We start from the raw sequence: 20,000 nt of genomic DNA on the forward strand, positions 1-20,000 counted from the left end.
AACTTTATTGTCTGAAGAGAGGTGTCATATTTAATGAAAAAAAATTCAGATTATACGAGAAAAATCATCATAATTGACAAAGAAGAAGTTATACAAATTATTGATTGTATAAATACTCATTTTTAGAGTTGTGGATATTCTCATGAAATATGAAAATTAGGGCAGATCTAATAACTTCGAGTCAATGAGTTCTCATTAATTATGAAAATGATCCTCAAATAATGCATGTATTCTGCTGTTGTTTTCTCATTAATTATGACACCACACATGTGAGTAACTATTAGAAGAGGAATTACTGAATAAAAATTATCTGCAATTATAATTAAGATTAATTGTAGTATGCACCGAGTCTAAACGGGAGAAATAGTTTGTTTAATAATTACTAGTTTGTAAGATGTCATACTTGTTGGAAACATGTGATGATATTTTCCTTGAATTTATTGGATCGCTAAAGCAGCCTCCTTTTGTTTCCGAATATTTCATAGCTCTCTATGCTGTAATCAAAACCATGCGCAGTCATTTGCGCGTGGTTTTTTACGTAAAAACATTTACAATATACATTTGATTGTTTTCCCCTGAATGATTAATATAATGGACAATGTCATAAACCTGCCGTATTAAAAATAGAGATGAGGATTGCTATGAATAAAGCAAAGATTCTTATTATTGAAGATGATGCCCCGATTGCCGACTTGCTTTCGTACGGGCTTTCTATGGAGGGGTTCCAGACACGCACAGCGGCCAGCGGAGCAGCGGGAATGCATGAGTTGCAGTCGTTTCAGCCCGATTTGCTGCTGCTGGATTGGATGCTGCCTGACCAGAGCGGTCTAGATATTTGCAAAAAGGTGACTATGGACTATAACATACCGATTTGCATGATTACGGCCAAATCGGATATTACCGATAAGATTCTCGGTCTTGAATTCGGTGCCGATGATTATATTACCAAGCCTTTTGATCTGCGCGAAGTTGTTGCACGCATTCGAACCATTTTGCGCAGAGTGGAGCAGGCGAGCAGCCCGGACAGGGAAGAAGCCGCGAAAGCCGTCATTAGGTTTGAAAATATTGAAGTGATCGAAGAAGAACGGCTTGTCCAAAAAGAGGGCCGTCCCGTTGAATTGACCCCCAAGGAATTTGACCTGCTTATGATGCTGGTTAAACATCCGGGCAGAAACTTTACACGTTCCGAACTGCTTGATCTGGTATGGGGTTATCATTTTGCCGGAGATACCCGTACGGTTGATACGCATATCCAAAGACTCCGCAAAAAGCTGGATGCCACTGGATGCATTACTACCGTCTTCGGAATCGGGTACAAATTCAAAAAAATGGGTGGATAAGCATGATACGTAAAATCAGCATCAAATTTCTGATCGGTTTTTTTCTGATTTTTTCGTTTTCTTTTGTCGTGCTTAATCAGACAGTCAAGGAATTTATCCGGACAAGCAATCAGAATTTGGTTACCTCCGAACTGATCGGACTGAAAAACAATAGCAATGTGTATGTGCGCCAGGCTTTCCTGATTAACCATTTCAGCAGCAATGAGCTGTATTTTGGAGAGATTGCCAGGGAGATAGCAACTGATCTGAACCATACCACGGACAGCAGTGTTGGCGTATATACGGTGAAAGGCAAATTGCTTTATGCCCCGGACAGCTCCTTATTTCAGCAGCAAATGCAAAGCGATCTACAGCAGGCGATTGATGGCAATACAGCGTACAGCATTACTTATGATCGTAATAAGACGACTGTCCTTTTCTCCTATCCGGTTGTTATAGACGGTTCAAAGGTGGGCATACTGCGTTTTTACAAAGATTTCAGCTCACTCTACGAACAAACCGGACAGATTCGGCAGATTACTCTCTATATTGCCTTGGCGATTTTTGCGGCAGCCTTTCTGTTTTCCTATATTCTTTCCAGGCATATTACCATCCCGCTGACCAGACTGACGCAAGCATCCACCGAGGTGAAAAACGGGAATCTGGATATCCGCCTTCATTTTAAACGCAGGGATGAAATTGGCCGATTGGCCGAAAATTTTAATGATATGATTGATCAAATTAGTAGACAGATTCATATTATTGAGAAGGACCGGGACCATTTAAAGCAGCTTCACCAGCAGGAAAAGCGCTTTTTTGACAATATTACTCACGAACTGAAAACGCCATTAACCTCCATTTTAGGATATGCAGAGCTGATCAGGCTGAACGGTGAGAAAGATCGTGTTTTTTTTGATAAAGGAATGAATCATATTATCGAGGAGAGCAGGCGCCTGCATGCGATGGTGCTAAAACTGCTGGAAGTTTCACGCAAAAATATCATGATCAATGAGCTTGATCGGGTGGATATCGGGCTGATCCTACGGGATGTGTGTGAATCGATGGTGATCCGGGCACAGCGCTATAAAAAGACCATTGAATATGAGATTAGTGAGGAATTGATCATGTTGGCCGATGGGGACAGAATCAGACAGCTGTTCATCAATTTGATAGATAATGCGATAAAATACAGTTTGCCGTTTTCGGCAGTATCGGTAAAAGCGGTGCGGTCAGAAGAAAAGATCCGCTTGATCTTCAGCAATCCAAGCGATCCGATTGAGGCAGAACATCTGTCACGCTTGTTACAACCATTTTATCCGGCTTATTCCGACAGCGCGGAAGAAGGCAGTGTAGGCTTGGGTCTCAGTATTGTGAAATCCATCGTTGAAGAATTTGCAGGTTCCATCATGATTACAAACGAGCATAATGAAACAATCGTAACGGTGGAATTTAAAGCTCTGGAAACCGCGGGGAACGGAGAATGAATAATGGGCAATAAATATAAATATTTTGTAATGCTGCTGGTCGTATCTCTTGTGGTATTACTGTTGTCAGGATGCGGTTCAGAACCAAAAACAGAGACCGTCGTCATCACCGACAGCAATGAAGTTTCCAGTGCCGATCAAAGCTCTCGGCCGTTTCAGGTCCAAAGAATATATCGGCTTCCGGATCGTTTTGTGAATACGGGGCAGCTGCTGGGCTGGTCGTCTGCAGATGCTGTCATCGCTTCGTTCGGAGCCATGACCATACTGAAGCGAGGCACGCTGGAACGTTTAACTTATCCGTATGAGCAGAGCAAGGCCATACCCGGAATCGGCAATGTAACTTCCAATACTATACTTTCTCCCGATGGTAAATATATTTGCGAATTTTCTCGTTCTTCCTCGGAGACAACCTTAAAGCTTATTTCCTTGCAGGATGGCAAAGAAAAGGAAATAGACAGGATCAGTACCAGAAACGATTCTTATGTACAATATGTTTCCTGGTCTGCCAACAGTTCGTATATCGGCTACCTGGTAGAAAACCCGGTTGATAATGGAGCTGATAGCCTGTACATCTACGATATGGGGGCTCAAACTTCCAGCAAATATCAGTTAAAAGGTATCCTAAAGGGAGACACGCTTTTGAGTGTTAACCTTGCAAATGATGGTCGCAGCGTACTGCTGCAGTTATTTCGTGCAAAACAAGGTCAGAAAAAGGTGCTAACCATGGGGAAGGTTTCCGGGAAGAATATTGAGTTTCAATACGAGCGTCAGTTTGGTGGAGATTCAGTAGCCTGGATGAATAACGACCAGTTTGTGTTTCTCGGAACGGATAGTTCATTGTACGAATATGATCAGCGAAACGGCGAGCTCTCCGTCATTCTGGAAAAAGTGCTTGATTTTGAATTCTCGCCTGACAGGAAAAATATCGCATACACCGTGTATGATCAAAATGTCACTTACGTAGGCAAGGTGCAAGGAAGAAATATACTGTACAACGAACCGGTGTATCGCGGAATTTTGCCGACGCATATGTACTGGAATCCGAACAATAAAAGTGTACTGCTTCAAGGACAAAAGCAATTGGATTCCTCGCAGACTGCGCCAACGGATTCTCCTAGCAAGGAGTCATTGATCATTGAATTGAAATAGTGATTAGGATCGCCATATTTGTATATGTCAAAAACCTTATTTCGGTTGTTCAGCCGGAATAAGGTTTTTCTTTTTGCAACCGTTGTGACAATTTGTTTACATGTTGATCAAACTTTAGCGACATCTTTTTTCTATAGTAAGTAAATGAAGCAAGATCTATTAGCCTATAAGGACAAGGAATGGACCATAGTGAATGGAAACCGGAATCTGCACCTGAATCAACCCATAAAACGTTATATGACCGGTCTGGATGGGCTAAGGGCCATCTCCGTGCTTGCTGTTATTGCTTATCATCTTCATTTCAGATGGGCAGAGGGTGGGCTGCTGGGAGTGGAGATTTTCTTCGTCCTGTCAGGATATCTGATTACGGATCAGATCCTTTTTGAATGGAGGACGCGCAGCGGTTTTTCTATTGTGCAATTCTGGATAAGACGAATGCGCAGACTACTGCCAGCAATGATCTTTATGATGACTGCAGTGGCATTGTGGTTTTTAATTACCGATTTCTCCAGACTGCAGGAATTAAGAGGGAATTTTGTATCCTCGCTTTTTTACGTAAACAACTGGTATCTCATTTTTCATCATGTTTCCTATTTTGAGAGCTTTGGCCCGCCTTCTCCAATCGGGCACCTCTGGTCGCTTTCCATTGAGGAACAGTTTTACGTAATCTGGCCGCTTGTTCTACTGATCGGTCTGTGCCTTGCACCGCGACGAGGCAGACTGATGTTATACATTCTGGGTTGCGCCGCCGTATCCGCCATAGCAATGGCCGTTATATACGAACCCGGAACAGATCCAAGTAGGGTGTATTACGGGACGGACACGCGGGCGTTTGCCATTTTAATCGGAGCGGCTCTGGCGGTAATCTGGCCCAGCTGGAGACTGAGCGACAATGTATCTTCTTCGTCCCGGACCATGCTGGATATGACTGGCGTGCTGGGCATTGTAATGCTGTTTATCCTGATCGGTCAGACCAACCAGTTTGATGATTCGCTGTATCGCGGCGGTTTTCTTTATTTATCACTCATTACTGCAGTTGTTATTGCTGTACTTGTTCATCCGGCCAATCGACTGGAACGATTGCTCGGCTGCCGGCCTCTAAGCTGGATCGGTAAGCGATCTTACAGTCTGTATATATGGCATTATCCGGTCATTATTTTATCAAGTCCCGCGGTAAGTACCGAAGATGCCAGCTATATGCGCATTGCTCTGCAGGTAATGGTCAGTTTCATAATGGCGGGTCTTTCCTACAGATACATCGAAGAGCCCATCCGCCGCGGGACCTTTGGGACCAGCCTAAAATCACTCCGCAGATCAGGCGCTGGCAGCCAACTAGGTCTTGTCGTAATTGTTATCGCCATCATTCTGGTCCTGACATCATGGAAGACGGATTCACCAGATCCTGTACCCGATGCGCCAGCAACTGTAAGCCGGGAATCCGTCCAGACAGAAACGCTGCAATCCGGCTGTTCCGCTGAAAATCATTCCGCTGAAAATACAGGCCATTCCGCAGAAGGAGAGGGGGTCACGGCGATTGGAGATTCTGTCATTCTGGATGCCGCCCCGTTTCTGGAAAAACAGCTTCCCGGTATCATCATAGATGGCAAGGTGGGACGGCAAATGTCACAGGCCGAGGATGTGCTTGATGGCCTGCGGGCACAGGGCAAACTTGGCCATAAAATTATTATTGAACTCGGCACCAACGGCGTTTTTAACCAGAGTCAACTGAAGTCCTTGCTGGCTTCACTGCAGGATTCCCGGCACATTTATCTGATAACGACCAGAGTACCGAGAGGGTGGCAGAATACCGTAAATGACAATCTACGTGAAATTGCTGGTGAATTTCAAAATGTCCGGCTTATCGACTGGTATTCGGCCAGCGAAAACCGCAACGATCTGTTTTATGACGATGGTGTTCATCTGAAACCAGAAGGCGCTCAGTATTATGCCTCGTTTTTGATTGATGCTATCAAACAAGATAAAACCTACTAGCATGTTAAAGGGAAGGATGAACTAGGTATGAACAAAAAAAATGGATGGATGGTAAAAACATTAGGGGGTTTTATGGTTATCCTTATCGCTTTAGGAGCCATCGGCCTCCATATGCACGCAAAGCAAAATTCGGATGATAACGAATCACGCAGCAAGGATTCTTCTCTATACAATCTTGATGCGATGCAGCCCGCTGCACAAAAGCGTGCGGCTTCCAGCACCAGCGGAGAACAAGCTCAACCATCCGCTTCCTTAAACGGCGAGGGCGTCACGATGATTGGAGATTCGGTTACGGTCGGAATTGAGCCTTATTTAAAAGAGCAGCTTCCGAATATGACGGTTGACGGCAAGGTTGGCCGGCAGATGTCTCAAGCTATAAAAGTCATTAATGAATTGTCCGCCCAAGGCAAACTGGGAGACCAGGTCATTATCGAACTCGGCACCAACGGTCCGTTTAGCAAAGACCAACTGCGCGACGTACTGCAATCCCTTTCTGGAGCCAGACAGGTAATCTTGGTCACCACCCGGGTGCCGAAAGGCTGGCAAGACACGGCGAATGACACGATTGCACAGGTCGCTGGTGAATACAGTAACGTCAGCGTGGTGGACTGGTATTCGGCTAGTGTAGGCAAAGATGAATATTTTTATAGAGATGGCGTCCATTTAAAACCAGATGGTAGCCGATACTACACTTCACTTCTCGTAGCAGCCTTGCAAAAATCTTAAATACAGAAAGGGGCAGGGGCGTTCATCATCCAGAAAGGAAGAATGACATGACACAGAGGAAAAAGAGGATATTGACTGTAACATTGTTACTTGTGGTCGCTGCTGTAATCTTTGTCTTTTACTATTTCTTGTCCATTTACAAAGGATTAGAAGGACTTAACAAAACACCGGCAAACTCCTCGTTCATTAAAGTAAGCACCGATAATGCCGAAGCTCTGGAAGCTCCGGAGTGGGAGGGAACCGAGCCTGTCAACATTCTGCTGATGGGTGTGGATGCCCGTGGAAGTGACAAGGGCGAGGTACCCAGATCCGACAGCATGTTGGTCGTTTCATTGAATCCTGCCAATAAGCATATTCATGTATTTTCGATTCTTCGAGACACTTATACGGATATTCCCGGGTACGGCAAAAATCGAATTAATACCGCTGTTACGCATGGGCCAGATACGGCGATGAAAGCAGTCAGCGAATTGCTGGGGGTGCCTGTTCATTTTTATGTATATACGGATTTCCAGGGGTTTATTAAACTCGTGGATGCTGTAGGCGGACTCGATTTTTATGTCGAAAAGGATATGTACTATGAGAGCAAAGCCGATCAGCATGAGTATGATATTAATTTAAAGCAGGGACAGCAGCATTTCGACGGCAAAACGGCGCTTCAATATGTCCGTTTTCGTCATGATGCCATGTCCGATTATTCCAGAACAAAAAGACAGCGGCAATTGATTACGGCATTAGCCGAGAAGGTAAAAACAACGACTTCCATTATGAAGTTTCCTTCCATTCTAGAGGAAATCAGTCCGTATATCGATACCAATTTGTCAGTCTCTGATATGTGGAATTTGGCTTCGGTAGGGTATCAAAGTACATTACAGGGAAATGAACAAATACCGCCAATGAAGCTGTTAAAAGAAACCTATGTTGGCAGAGCGGCTGTTCTGGACGTAAAAAGTCGAACGGATTTGAAGCAATTTGTGCAAAGTATCATAAACTCCGACGCTTCTAACTCGATTACAGACAATCCTTCCGAACAAAAGTAGAAAACAGATTTTGAATAGGATTGGACAATATATAAAATCATCATTTGCCGGACAATAGTCTGTTAAATGCTCTTTGTGAATAAAGAAGAGTACAACATGGTCTTTCGGTTATAAATAGGGGGAAAAAGAATGGGTACAAAACCGATAGTAAAGTTCTGCTTGGCGTTAACCATATCCGCCGCCATGCTTCTGGAGATCACTGCTCCGCACATGGCTATGGCTGATGCTGCACAGCGTGCAAAAAGCACGTTATTGAACGATAAACAGAGTCAACCAACAAAAACAATTTCAACGCAAGGTGAAAATACCAGGACACTGAAATTGGATAACAATGTAGCATCCATGACGAAGAAAAGAACAATTAAAGCTAGATTTAAACTTCCGAAGGGGACCAATATAAAGAAAATACGCTGGACATATGGTGGAAAGCCATTATCGGAATGGAAATCGTATAAGAATGGCGATTATAATGGCGCTCCCTTTATCACCGTTACTCAGGTCAAAGCAGAAAACGGAGAAGTCACTGCCAATATCAATTTCGGTCTTACTTACGGTACGGAGAATCTTGCCGAACCGAGTCTGCAGCGTCCACTGTACGCATCATTGATGGGAACCTATGAACTGGCTGCAGTAGTCAACGGAAAAACTGTTGCCCGTGCTCCCATGAAACTGGTCCCGTACGACAGCTTCCGCACGTATGACGAACTGAAGCCGGAGATTGATGCGATTACGGCACAGGCAGCTCAAAAAAACAACAGATACATTAAAACGATGTCGATCGGCAAATCCGTGGAAGGCCGCGATATTTATATGACTGTGCTTGCCAAAGATAAAGCAACGATTGACAAATATCAGAATGTAACTCATCCTGACATGCTGAATCATCCTGCAAAGCTGGAGAACGATATTAAATCCGGTGCATTCGGAGATTATCAAGTGCCCATCTGGATCAACAATATTCATCCAAATGAAGCGCCGGGCTTTGATGCGATTATCAATTATTTTAAGACCATGGCCCTCGATAAAAATGTTACGTACAAAACTACCTCGTCCAATGGAAAATCGAGTACGGTAACTCTGAATTTGGATGATGCGCTTGATCATGTATTTTTCCTGTTCCTGTATACGGAGAATCCGGATGGAAGGGTTCATACCGAACGTTCTAATGCTGAATATTTTGACTTGAATCGGGATAATTCATATCAAACTCAGCCTGAAACACGCAGTATAACAGAGCAAATCGCCAGATGGTCGCCGATTTCTTTCCTAGATCTGCATGGGTTTGATAAGAATTTTCTGATTGAGCCTACCACACCGCCTCACAATCCGAATATTGAATACGATTTGCTTATGGATAACATGGTAGAACAGGCAAAAGTGATGGGTGAAGCAGGTATTGCAAACACGAAGTATGATTACTACCATATTCCTTATGAAGAACATCGTAAAACGGCCGAAAATCCTAAATATGTTTCCAAAGGAACTGCTTCGGGATGGGACGATGCGTCTCCAGCCTATACAGCTGTCTTCGCCATGCACCATGGTGCAATGGGACATACGCTGGAAACACCTGAATCGAATGAGGAGTCGACCAAAGCATTGTACTATAGTGTCGCTGCAGCAACCGATTATGTTATGGAAAAGAAAGAAAAGTTATTTTTGAACCAGCTGAAAATATATGAACGTGGAATTAATAATATGGATGATCATGCCGTAGATCGGTATCTAGTCAATGCAAAAAATCAAGTCATTGGCCGCCCGCGTCACGGTAATAAGAATTTTTTCCCTGAATATTACGTTTTGCCGACTGATAAAAGTCTTCAAAAAAATCCGTTGGAAGCCTACCGGATGATTGAATATTTTATCCGCAATGGAGTAAAGGTTGAACGCTCGACAAAAGCTGTAAGTGCTGCTGGCAAGACCTACCCTGCAGGTTCATTTATCATAAATATGCATCAGGCCACACACGGCATTGCAAACATGGTTTTATATGATGGTATTGACGTCTCAGATTATGCTTCCGTAGCTGGCGAGATTGTACAGGACTTTCCAGTCCTACGAGGATTTGAATGTGATGCGATTAGAGAAGCCGGAGTGTTTGCGGGCAAAACTTCTCCGGTGACTTCCGTATCGATTCCGGCAACACAAATGCCGAATCATTCTGCCTATGTTTTAATCCGAAACACCAATAACGATGTCATCAAAACGGTTAATGAATTGCTTAAATCCGGCAAAGTGGTTACAATGCTATCCAAAAGCGGAACAGGATATGAAGCGGGCGACTTTGCAGTGGCTTATGATGATCTGCACCCGCTGGCCTCGAAGTATTATCTTGATGTAACGGCATTCGGCAATAATAGACCTGTTGGCAAAGTTCTTAAACCTTCTACGGTAGCCGCTCTCGGTGAACCAGCTTATGTGCTCAAAAATCTCGGTTTTAAAGTGACCGATGATCAGCAACATGCCGATGTGCTGGTGAATACATTCGATTCCGATAAACTTGTCGAGAAAGGAAAGCCTTACATTGCTTATGGAAATATGGGAATGGATAACGTGAAAAACTCAATTCCTCAATTTGCATTTGCTGGACCGACATGGGAAAGATACGAAGGGGTGTTCCTAGCGAATGTCAAACAGGATAATGTAATTACAGCCCCTTACGCTAACGAAGAATACTTCTATACCGTTACAGGTTCTTACATTACAAAACTACCTAAAGCAGCAAAAGTTCTTGCGACCATAAGTAATAAAGAAAACTTCTTCAAAGCGGGCTGGTGGCCAGGTCACGATGCCGCAAGAGGAAAGATCATGGCCTTCACCTATAAGGAAAACAAAAAGAATCTTACTGTTTTCTCCAATGATCTAACCAATGGCGCTCATTCACAGCAGCAATTCCGACTACTGGCCAATTCAATTTTTAATGCCGTCGCCGAAAAATACTGAGTGACTTTTAATAATATTGCAAACAACCTTATTCCAGTGATCAACTGCGAATAAGGTTGTTTTTTGCGATAAAACGGTTTCGCCTACTGTGACATTTTGTTTACAACTTGATCAAACTTTAGCGACATCTGCAGGATATATTGGACTATAGCGTGACATCAATCCTCTGCATAACCAGGTTGATAAAAATGTGAATTCAGTATTTTCAGGGAGGAATGCAAGTTGCTAAGCAGTATAAAGCTGATGAGCAGATTCGTCAGAGAGTATGAGGGAGAGGAAAATATTAAAAAACGGGCTTCTTCCGTAAACAGCCAGTTGAATGAAAATCAAGTAGATGAAAAGACGGTTGCTAATAAATTGGATGAAAAAGCAGTAGATACAGCAGGTATATCCAATACATCCTACGACGGTACACAAAGCGATATTCCTTCTCGAAGCTCTGTAGAAGAGTCGAGGAGAAGGCGGGGCACCGGGCGTCTTGTAGCACTTGATGCAGCACGAGGACTGGCGGTGCTGGGAATGTACTTGCAGCACTTCGGATCGAACCCAAACATTTCTGCGATTGTTTCCGGAAACACGACACTATTATTCGTATTGTGCGGGGGTATATCTTATTCCATTATGGCACAGCGCATGATGGAGCGGGGAGCGGATACGGCCGCTTTCCGTGCGCGAATGCTGGCACGCGCCGTATTTGTTGATATTATCGGGTATTTGCTTATTATGCTGAACACTCCATATGGTGTCATTTTGCCTGCCTATGCAGCTATGTTTGTGTTGGCACTAATGTTATTTCGCCGTTCGACCCGCACAATTGTTACAACAGCAGCAGTTTTGCTCGTGACGGCTCCGCCGCTAATGATTCTTGGATCAAGCATTTTCTCGAAAGCTTATCTTCTTAGTGATATCGCGGGAGGTCCGATGTCTGCTCTCGCCTTGACTCCTGCATTTGTTGCCGGCATGGCCATTGGCCGCTTTGACCTTACCAGGATACGCACAGCTCTCATACTCGCAGGCAGCGGTATTGTTATGCTTGTGATAGGCAAAACGCTGGCCACTTTTGTGCTTCCAGGTTGGAGCCTTCGTTTTGAACAATGGCTGATCAGCGCACAGGGAATTGCTCCTATGCAGCCGGATGAATACGCAATTTGGCCGCTTAACACGGAACCACCGATGTGGCATATGCTTTTGCAGTCGGCTCCGCACACCGCTTCGTCATTCCAGACGATTATAGGCCTGGGAATCTCGTTTCTGGTATTGGGACTAGCATGCTTCGTGGCGAAGAAATTTTCCGCTGTATTAATGCCTTTTGCGGCAGTCGGGCGCGTGGCGCTGACCATGTATGCCATTCAGTTTGTGGTGGTCTGGATTCTTGATCTGATAGGAATCGGGCATAGTCTCGAAGGCGTTCCGTTCGGCGACCTGATTATCGGAGTGGCGGCACTACTGCTGGGCTGGCTGATTGCGCTGCTTCCTGCCGGCCCGCTTGAAGGACTGATGCGCCGTTTTGACCGAGTATTCAGTCCTACCCAACCAGTCTCACAAACAGTAAAGTAGATAGCCTTCTTGATACTCTATATTTATAGTCATAGAAAGTGCCGGGTTATAATTAAAACGGACTGATCAAACAGGATACCAGATAAAGAGAATACAGTCCGATTTTCGGTATTCATCGGCTCTGATCATGGTGCCTAAATAAACTGAGCTATAAGATGATCAATGAACAGAATTGAAAAAGAGAAACTAATCATGAAAATAATAGAAAATATTAATATTTAATTTCTCGGAAGGGGTGGGTTCGATTGTGAACCCACCCATTTTCCATTGAACACAGCTATGGTTCCTTCTGTAAACAAAATCACTAATTTGTCCGATACATACATAAGGATGATTTACTGTTAAATATACCCTTGAAAATTATGATTTCACATATCATTAAAATTAGACTTCGGTTTAAGATAACCAACTACTTGAGACGTGCAGCCTATGTAAATGTGACGACTAGAAAGGAGATAGAGCGTGAATCGTGAAGAGGTTTTTCGACATTTTAAAAATGAGATCTATGAACCCCTAAAGCATCGAATGTTATTCGCATTGGAAGTCTATTTCCAAAATCATAAGCATGCCTTGGCTAAGGCATTTTGCAATTCACTGGAGCAGATATTTGAGAAAGTCAAGTTGATGCAGCAAGAAGGTGATAAACACGCCTTGGGATATATATCTTATTCCATGCTTCGTACCGAATTAGCAAACGGAAGGGCGACCTATTTAGTGGAGGCGATGGATAAAAGATGGTTTATGGATCTCCATACTTGTCGAGATACCTATAATGCAGATTGGGCATTTCGCTATTTGAACGAGTGGGAGATGGAATTAAGTAAGCAGGCTAAGAAATACGGTGGAAGAATCGGATCAGATGATATTCAGAGGATGAAATTGCACGTGGCAGTACATGTTCATCAATATATCATTGCTTTGGCGCGTTTTAGTATCACAGAAGAATGGTTCGATGATATTCAGTTTGCTCATGAAATAGAGTTGGAAGATGTATTCGAACTGAGAGTCGGAGAATATTTAGATCGAAGTGAAGTCATTTATAAACGAGATGTGCGTGTCAAAGATTCCATTGTGATTAAAGACTGGCTAGAGGAAAAAAAGCCCTACGACTACATACATGAAGTTTTCCGCAAGATCGATGGGTCTCAAGGAAATTATGAGAGAATACGTCTGCAATATGCCGATTTGAGTGAAAGTTCTTTTATCAATAGTGTTTTTACAGGAGGAAATTTGATTGGCTCCTGTTGGAATAAAGCATGTTTAATAGAAGCTGACTTTAGCGATTGTTTGATTCAAGAAGCACGTTTTGAAAAAGCCAACTTAAGAGGAACGTCTTTTCGAGATGCAGTAGCTGTATCTGGAATATACCAGTCTGAACGATGGGAAAGACCTGGTTTTCAACCCGTAAGTTTTGCAGGAGCAGATCTTACAGGAGCCAAATTTCAGGGCGCTTACTTACAGAATGCTGATTTCACCGGGGCTATATTGCAGGGGGCCGACTTCATTGGTGCAGCTATAGAGGGGGCCTGTTTCAAAGGGGCGGTGCTGGATGGAACCCGATTTAGTTTAGGGATGCATCCAGTTGCCCGGGATCTAACTTCATTTGGATGAAACCATGTGGGACAGACGCAATGGAAGGGACGTGGCATAGTGGAGTATTTTCTTTGTCAACATGATGATCGGATGTTGTATTCTGCTGTTCCCGTATGGGACGAAGAAGCCAATGCAGAGATGGTAAGTATAAATGATTGGACGGAATGGCCCCCTTCTTATGCCGCACAGTTTAAGGAGAAAGGTCACGATTATACGGTTTATCCTGATATTCTGATGGGTTCGAGGATGATGGTATCTGATTCTGTACATGAGTTGTTACAGGTCTATACGCCGAGCCTCTTCAGTCGTATGGCTTTGTTTCGGGATATGGAACGTTCTCAGCAAAAGTTGTACTGGATGATTCAGCCCCCTTTAGTGAACTGTGTAGGTGAGCTAAGTACATTTCATCCCGGAGGAACATTGATGAAGTTGGTAGTAGATCGAGAGCGCACCGAGGGAAGGCCCTTATTGCAAGTTCAAGGTTTGCGTGAAACCTGTACATTAGTAAATTTGGCATTAGCAGAAAGTCTGTTGCGGAGGGGAACGAGTGGTATCTCCTTTCAGGAAGTCGATATGCAGTAACGAAATGGGAGGAGATATTTGTGGAACATCTGGATAAGAAAATTGTTTCTTTGCTACATACGGTAACATCAGAAAATGACGAAAATAATCCATCCTTAACTGAGGATGGAGCTTTAAGTCACGCACACGATAAGGAGCCGTTTGGGCAAACATTACAAACATTCATGCAGCTTGAAGGGGAAAGTCTGGTTTTTGCTCAGCGGTATTTAGTGGATGAACGCATCAGTATAACAATGCCAAAGAGCTTTCGGGATATGCCAATTGATGAGCAGCTATTAAAATATCCTTCTCACCATCGCCCAGATTTTATTTTCACTAATGAGGCAGGCACGATTAACTTAACCTTCAAGCATACCGAAAGCCCGTTGCAAATAGAAGAGTTGGAGGACTTTACGGATGAGATGGCTCAGGTGGTAAAACAAACCCAGAAGTTGACCGAATGGTTTGGCCATGAAGTGTTGGAGGTAGGAGAGAATCGAATAGGATACTGCGAATTCATGACGCCAGTATGGAATGCTCGTATGTATAATTTATCTTTTTTTACAGTATTGGAAGGACGGGCGCTAATGTGTGCGTTTAACTGTACGGAAGAAGAAATAGTGAGCTGGAAGCCCGTTGCCCGCAGTATGCTGCTAACATTGAAAATCGAACCCGAGCGAAAGGAAAGTAACTCTTATGACATTAACTAACATTACATATGATCGGCTGCAAATTACACCATTTGAATTGGTGAGTATTCAGGAATTGCGTATGACCAAGCGGTTGAATGAGCATACCCGGCTCTCTTTTACAGCTATTTTACCTGAAGAATTACAGGACAGTTATGTTCAATTGATCGAAGCCGATTCCCCGGTTTGTGTATCACAATTGGATGAGGCAGGAACACCAACACCGCTATTTAACGGAACGGTACTTCATATGGAAGTCAGAGCTGTCCGAGATGTGTATTACCTGGAGGTCGAAGCTATATCACACACGTATAAACTGGATATTCGCAAAAAAGACAGGTCCTTTCAAGATAAAAATATGAAGGTAGAGGAATTGCTGCGGGCTGTAGGTGGGAATTATCCCGGTTTTGACATTATTGATTCGGCTACAGGGGGAGCAGCTTTAGGTCGCATAGCGGTCCAATATCGTGAAACAGATTGGGAGTTCCTAAAGCGGATCGCTTCGCGTTATCATACTTCACTCACGCCTGCCTCTGTGTTTGATGTGCCGAAGTGTTATTTTGGTGTTGAGGAGACCCCGTCAGGACTTGATTTAACGAATTATCATTATACCGTCAGTAAACGAGTTGCGGATTATCGTTATTTTAACGGCAATGATACAGCACATGTAAACGAGCATGATTTTATTGATTATCTGGTTGAGGCGGAGCAAGTTTTGGAGTTAGGCAGCACCGTTACCTTTAAAGGTAAAAGCTTGTACGTGTACAAGGTAGATACTCACATGCAAAAGGGTGTACTGCAGCACGTGTATACCTTAACTTCTCACAAGGGGTTGAGGCACAAGGAAGTCTTTAACGAACAGCTTATCGGTCTGTCTTTACCGGGTAAAGTCATTCAGGTAGAGCGAGATCGTATCAAATTACATTTGAATATAGATGCCGTTCAAGACCCTACGAAGGCCCACTGGTTCACGTATGTTTCTCCTTATACTGCGGAAGGACATAGCGGATGGTACGTGATGCCTGAGTTGGGAGATACCGTGCTACTCTATTTCCCTGCCCATCGGGAAGAAGAAGGCATGGCAAGTACATCTTTGCGCCAAAAGAATCAGAGTGTAGAGCAGCATGCTCTTGCAAATCCCGACATCAAATTGTTTCGGACCGCCCACGGCAAGGAAATCAAATTAACTCCCGATGAAATTGTAATCACCAGTAAGGAGGGGGCTGTGTATATTCAGTTAAATGAGAAAGATGGTATTCATATTGTAAGCGACAAACAGATTCATTTCTCCGCAGGAGGAAATATCTCCATTCATTCTGGTAGTAAAGTGAAAATCACGGCAGGGAATGAAATTCAAATGACTAGCAAAGGCAGCACCGTATCGCTGGGCGGAATGACAAATGTTCTGGGCAGTGAAGTGAAGACGAACTAGGAAAGGAATGAAAGGGGGAATAGAAGAATGGCAAATAAGCCTCATTCCGATAAGGAACCTATTCAAGCTGGACGGGGAAGTAAACAAGGATATGTTGTTGCTGGAGCGATCTTAAGCTGCAGCTTTGGTACGCAACCGACACGTCTCAAACGTCCGTTCAGTCACGGAGTATATGTAAAAGATAAAGCGCAAATGAACGTTAGAGATTACTTGCCAGGAACCAATATCAGCAATTTCGGTCGTTGCTCCTGTCCAGCTAATCCAGCGGTCAAAAGTAGTGACATGGTGGATATCTACGGGGTGAAAAAAGCGAACTGTGTTCCGGTCATCACCGGACCCTGGATCGGCGGCAAAAGTGATGTGCTTGTGGAGGGAGAACCAGCCTTGCTGGATCAATGCTCGAATGCGTGCCTATACGGGGGAATGATTCGGATTACAGACGATGGCCAGACGCTGGAGTAAGGAGGTACAAGTTGAATCACACACAAACGATGTTAACGTATACGGAGTTGGAATGTACAGGTCCATATCCTCTTCAAACAATAAGCGAACTGCGTATTGAACGAAAATTAAATGACCATGCCCGGTTAAAGATCAGTGGATGGTTAGATGAAGAGCAGAGAGATCATTACATAGAACAGGATCAGGATAACGAACCGGTCATTATCCGTACCAAAACAGAGAATGGTCAGCCTGAACGCATTTTGTTCCATGGTTTACTGGTCCATGCAGAAACACGGATGGTGCGTGGCATCTATTATGTGGAGCTTGAAGCCGTTTCTCATACGATTCAGTTGGATATCACACCTGTAACGCGGTCTTATCAGGATACCTTAATGCCCTACGGAAATTTGATCAAGCAAATCATTCAGAAGCACAATCAGGCCGATGTTATTGATAACATAACAGATAGTACTATCTTACATGAATTTACTTTACAATATCGAGAGACGGATTGGGCCTTTCTCAAACGGATGGCTTCCCGGTTTGGAACGGTGTTGATCCCAGAGATCTCATTGAATGGACCTAAATTCTGGTTTGGTATGCCTGAGGGGCAGTACGTTGAGATGAAGCATCCGGTTTACCGTACTCGACGTAGTTTTGATCCGAAAAGGATAGCGGAATTCAGCTATATGATGGAGAGTGAAACGCTTGCCAGGCCCGGAGACCTCACGAATTGGAATGGTGAGCAATGGATGGTGGCAGAAGTCACTTCTGAATTGCGGAAAGGGTTGCTATTACACGAATATGAACTGGTTCACGAACAGGGAATTCAGCAAACAGAGATTTTGTGCCCCCACCTCACAGGAGCTTCATTCGAAGGACGTGTAATAGAAGCCAAATCAGGCCGAATCCGTGTTCATCTTACAGTGGATGAAAAACAAGATCGGGATAAGGCGTGGTGGTTTCCGTATGCCAGTAGTTATACCGCCGAAGGACATAGCGGTTGGTACGTCATGCCGGAACGAGGAGATACAGTATCTGTCCGCTTCCCTACAGAGCAGGAGGCGGATGGATATGCGGCAAGTTCCATACGACAAGGGCGAAGCTCGTCCCCCAAGCTCACTGATCCAGCCACCAAGTATTGGGGGACTCCTCATGGCAAGGACATCAAGCTGAGTGCCAGTGAATTGAAGGTGACGGCTAAATCGGAACAGGTTCACATTTCAATGAATGGTTCGGGTATTCAGGTCGTCAGTGAACATGAATTGTCATTGTCGGCAGGTAAGACGCTCTCCTTGCATGCAGACGGGGAGCTGAATATTCAAGCTGCCGAGGCTATTTATTTCAAAGCGGGCAGCAGTAGCTTGGTGTTGGATGGGGAAACAGATATACGGTCCGCTAAAGTACAGCTTGAAGGCACGGTTAAAAGATCGGTTTTTGTTGCTGATTTAGCACCGATTTGGGAACCACCACTAATGTCTATGAAAGCTTATGCGGAGGCGCAGGCGGCAAAAAGTGCAGCAAACAGCAGTACAGGGGGAAGCTCCAATTCAAGCGTTACATCGAAAGATGGGGGAGCCGTTAAGTCAGCCGTAAACACTCCAAATTCACCGAAGGCTAGTCTACTCGATGGCGTATTGGGATTAGCCCAGAAAGTATGTGATGTGGCTGCGTCTATTCCTGTATTGGGTGCCATACCGAAAGCAGCAAGTCAAAAAATAGCTTCGATTCGTTCCGAAGTGGCTTCCTCTGGACCGTCATCCATAGTTAAATATGCGGCAGCAGGATTGTCCATGATTGCCAGCGTCCCTTCCCATGGTTGGGGAGTGGTGTTGGGGAAGACGGCCAAGGTTGCTGCTCAAACCTTACATGCACACGCGGAGGAACAGAGAGCCCGTGAACGGCATGCGACGATGGATTTTCTCGGCAAGGTATGGACGAGTGCCAGAGGGTATGGAGAAGTACAATCCATACATGACTTCATCAACTATGTAAAGGGAGTCAATCAGGCTTCCGTACAAGCCTATAGCGATATTCCTTCTGATATACGGGAACGCTGGTATCAAAGAAATGTGGATCAACAGTTTGAAAAGGCGCTGGATGCTTATTATAATAATCAAGATCTCTCCACAGATATAGTCGCATTAATGGAACATCAGCGGCAGACGGACAACCATTTTCGATATAGTGACAGAGCTTTGATGAGTTCCAAGTATCGGGATGATATGAAAGGATACACGACGGAACAGAAGAAATATCTAATTGATTTTCTGAATTCAATTGACGATTATAGAAAAGAGTACGGGCCGTATAGGGAAAGTCCTTTTATGAAAGACCTGAATGAGACTGAGCGGATTGTGCTCAATGAAATCAAAAAATCTGCTCATGAAAATGTAGAGGCGACATGGGAGCGAATACGTAACTTTCCTAATCTAGATATTCGTCAAATGGTGGCCGATAACTTCCAAGGAAAACAAGACGTAGCAGATAAAATAGTTAAAGTCATAACGGATCCAGATGCTGCTTATGAAAAAACGATAAACAGATCCAAACAAGAAAATGCCCATTTGTTAGTAGATACAGCATTTGCTTTTATTGTTGGAATGAAAGGAAAGAAGCATTCTAAAGATGACGGTGCTTCACCAGGAGGATCGCATAAGAAGGATGATCACACTTCTGAGGGGCCAGAATCTATACCACCTGAGAAATTATTAGGAATTAAACATGCTAATATGAAGCCCAGAGATGCACTTAATGATTTGATTTCATTAGATATAAGGATAGCTAAAAAAACACAGAATCCAGTACGTAGGCATCTTACCAGGGATGAAAAGAGAATAGCTAATCAGCACTTAAATGATCTTGTAGCCCGCAAAAATGGAGATTCAGCTGCAGCGCAAAGATTATCTGATTTTAGAGATCATCCCCGTGACGATGGATGGAATAGCCTTGATCTCGTCGAAGAAAACACAGGGTCATCGAATAAAATGAGGCTTCTTTATAAGGAAGTAAATGGTGTTATAGAGTGGAAAATTATTCAGAATCATTTATAAATTGAAGTGAAATACCCT

At 43.9% G+C, this 20,000-nt stretch carries 14 protein-coding genes; all 14 read left to right on the forward strand.

Going from position 1 to position 20,000, the window contains the following annotated elements; translation table 11 throughout:
- Nucleotides 1–641: 641 nt before the first annotated feature.
- The 14 genes from BM358_RS15785 (at nucleotide 642) to BM358_RS15850 (ending at nucleotide 19,982) form a co-directional block, all read left to right on the forward strand.
- Entirely contained in the window at nucleotides 642–1,340 is a 699-nt protein-coding gene (locus BM358_RS15785) for a response regulator transcription factor (protein ID WP_028541108.1), read from the forward strand.
- Nucleotides 1,341–1,342: 2 nt separating this feature from the next.
- A complete protein-coding gene (locus tag BM358_RS15790; RefSeq protein WP_028541107.1) occupies nucleotides 1,343–2,803 on the forward strand; it encodes a sensor histidine kinase in 1,461 nt (486 codons plus the stop codon).
- Nucleotides 2,804–2,806: 3 nt separating this feature from the next.
- A complete protein-coding gene (locus BM358_RS15795) occupies nucleotides 2,807–3,952 on the forward strand; it encodes a hypothetical protein (RefSeq protein WP_028541106.1) in 1,146 nt (381 codons plus the stop codon).
- Between the two features lie 189 nt (nucleotides 3,953–4,141).
- On the forward strand, nucleotides 4,142–5,944 hold the full coding sequence (locus BM358_RS15800; RefSeq protein WP_028541105.1) for an acyltransferase family protein: 1,803 nt from the start codon (nucleotides 4,142–4,144) through the stop codon (nucleotides 5,942–5,944).
- A 27-nt stretch (nucleotides 5,945–5,971) separates the two neighbouring features.
- Nucleotides 5,972–6,670 (forward strand): SGNH/GDSL hydrolase family protein, encoded by a 699-nt coding sequence (locus tag BM358_RS15805; protein ID WP_028541104.1) that lies wholly within the window; start codon nucleotides 5,972–5,974, stop codon nucleotides 6,668–6,670.
- 47 nt (nucleotides 6,671–6,717) lie between these two features.
- Nucleotides 6,718–7,710: an LCP family protein gene (locus tag BM358_RS15810; protein ID WP_028541103.1), complete on the forward strand. Its 993-nt coding sequence runs from the start codon at nucleotides 6,718–6,720 to the stop codon at nucleotides 7,708–7,710.
- 129 nt (nucleotides 7,711–7,839) lie between these two features.
- Nucleotides 7,840–10,653, forward strand: coding sequence for a M14 family metallopeptidase (locus tag BM358_RS15815; RefSeq protein ID WP_028541102.1), 2,814 nt, complete (start codon nucleotides 7,840–7,842; stop codon nucleotides 10,651–10,653).
- A gap of 222 nt (nucleotides 10,654–10,875) precedes the next feature.
- Nucleotides 10,876–12,210 (forward strand): DUF418 domain-containing protein, encoded by a 1,335-nt coding sequence (locus tag BM358_RS15820; RefSeq protein WP_028541101.1) that lies wholly within the window; start codon nucleotides 10,876–10,878, stop codon nucleotides 12,208–12,210.
- 462 nt (nucleotides 12,211–12,672) lie between these two features.
- Nucleotides 12,673–13,821, forward strand: a complete 1,149-nt coding sequence (locus BM358_RS15825) for a pentapeptide repeat-containing protein (protein ID WP_028541100.1) — start codon at nucleotides 12,673–12,675, stop codon at nucleotides 13,819–13,821.
- 6 nt (nucleotides 13,822–13,827) lie between these two features.
- Nucleotides 13,828–14,385: a hypothetical protein gene (locus BM358_RS15830; protein WP_028541099.1), complete on the forward strand. Its 558-nt coding sequence runs from the start codon at nucleotides 13,828–13,830 to the stop codon at nucleotides 14,383–14,385.
- Nucleotides 14,386–14,405: 20 nt separating this feature from the next.
- Complete coding sequence (locus BM358_RS15835) at nucleotides 14,406–15,074, forward strand: hypothetical protein (protein WP_028541098.1); 669 nt, start codon at nucleotides 14,406–14,408, stop codon at nucleotides 15,072–15,074.
- Complete coding sequence (locus tag BM358_RS15840; protein WP_028541097.1) at nucleotides 15,061–16,485, forward strand: phage baseplate assembly protein V; 1,425 nt, start codon at nucleotides 15,061–15,063, stop codon at nucleotides 16,483–16,485. Before BM358_RS15835 ends, BM358_RS15840 begins: the two co-directional genes overlap by 14 nt.
- 27 nt (nucleotides 16,486–16,512) lie before the next feature.
- On the forward strand, nucleotides 16,513–16,947 hold the full coding sequence (locus tag BM358_RS15845) for a DUF4280 domain-containing protein (RefSeq protein ID WP_028541096.1): 435 nt from the start codon (nucleotides 16,513–16,515) through the stop codon (nucleotides 16,945–16,947).
- Nucleotides 16,948–16,958: 11 nt separating this feature from the next.
- The gene (locus BM358_RS15850) at nucleotides 16,959–19,982 is read left to right on the forward strand and encodes a phage baseplate assembly protein V (protein ID WP_028541095.1); all 3,024 of its coding nucleotides are present in this window, start codon (nucleotides 16,959–16,961) and stop codon (nucleotides 19,980–19,982) included.
- Nucleotides 19,983–20,000: the final 18 nt, after the last annotated feature.

The sequence above is a fragment of the Paenibacillus sp. cl130 genome, from assembly GCF_900116035.1.
In the GTDB taxonomy this organism is placed as follows: Bacteria; Bacillota; Bacilli; order Paenibacillales; family Paenibacillaceae; genus Paenibacillus; species Paenibacillus polymyxa_B.

Excerpts from the sequence above, each read along its gene's own strand:
- BM358_RS15785 (WP_028541108.1), top strand. The coding sequence starts at position 642 with ATGAATAAAGCAAAGATTCTTATTATTGAAGATGATGCCCCGATTGCC.
- BM358_RS15790 (WP_028541107.1), top strand. The coding sequence starts at position 1,343 with ATGATACGTAAAATCAGCATCAAATTTCTGATCGGTTTTTTTCTGATT.
- BM358_RS15795 (WP_028541106.1), top strand. The coding sequence starts at position 2,807 with ATGGGCAATAAATATAAATATTTTGTAATGCTGCTGGTCGTATCTCTT.
- BM358_RS15805 (WP_028541104.1), top strand. The coding sequence starts at position 5,972 with ATGAACAAAAAAAATGGATGGATGGTAAAAACATTAGGGGGTTTTATG.
- BM358_RS15810 (WP_028541103.1), top strand. The coding sequence starts at position 6,718 with ATGACACAGAGGAAAAAGAGGATATTGACTGTAACATTGTTACTTGTG.
- BM358_RS15815 (WP_028541102.1), top strand. The coding sequence starts at position 7,840 with ATGGGTACAAAACCGATAGTAAAGTTCTGCTTGGCGTTAACCATATCC.
- BM358_RS15840 (WP_028541097.1), top strand. The coding sequence starts at position 15,061 with ATGACATTAACTAACATTACATATGATCGGCTGCAAATTACACCATTT.
- BM358_RS15845 (WP_028541096.1), top strand. The coding sequence starts at position 16,513 with ATGGCAAATAAGCCTCATTCCGATAAGGAACCTATTCAAGCTGGACGG.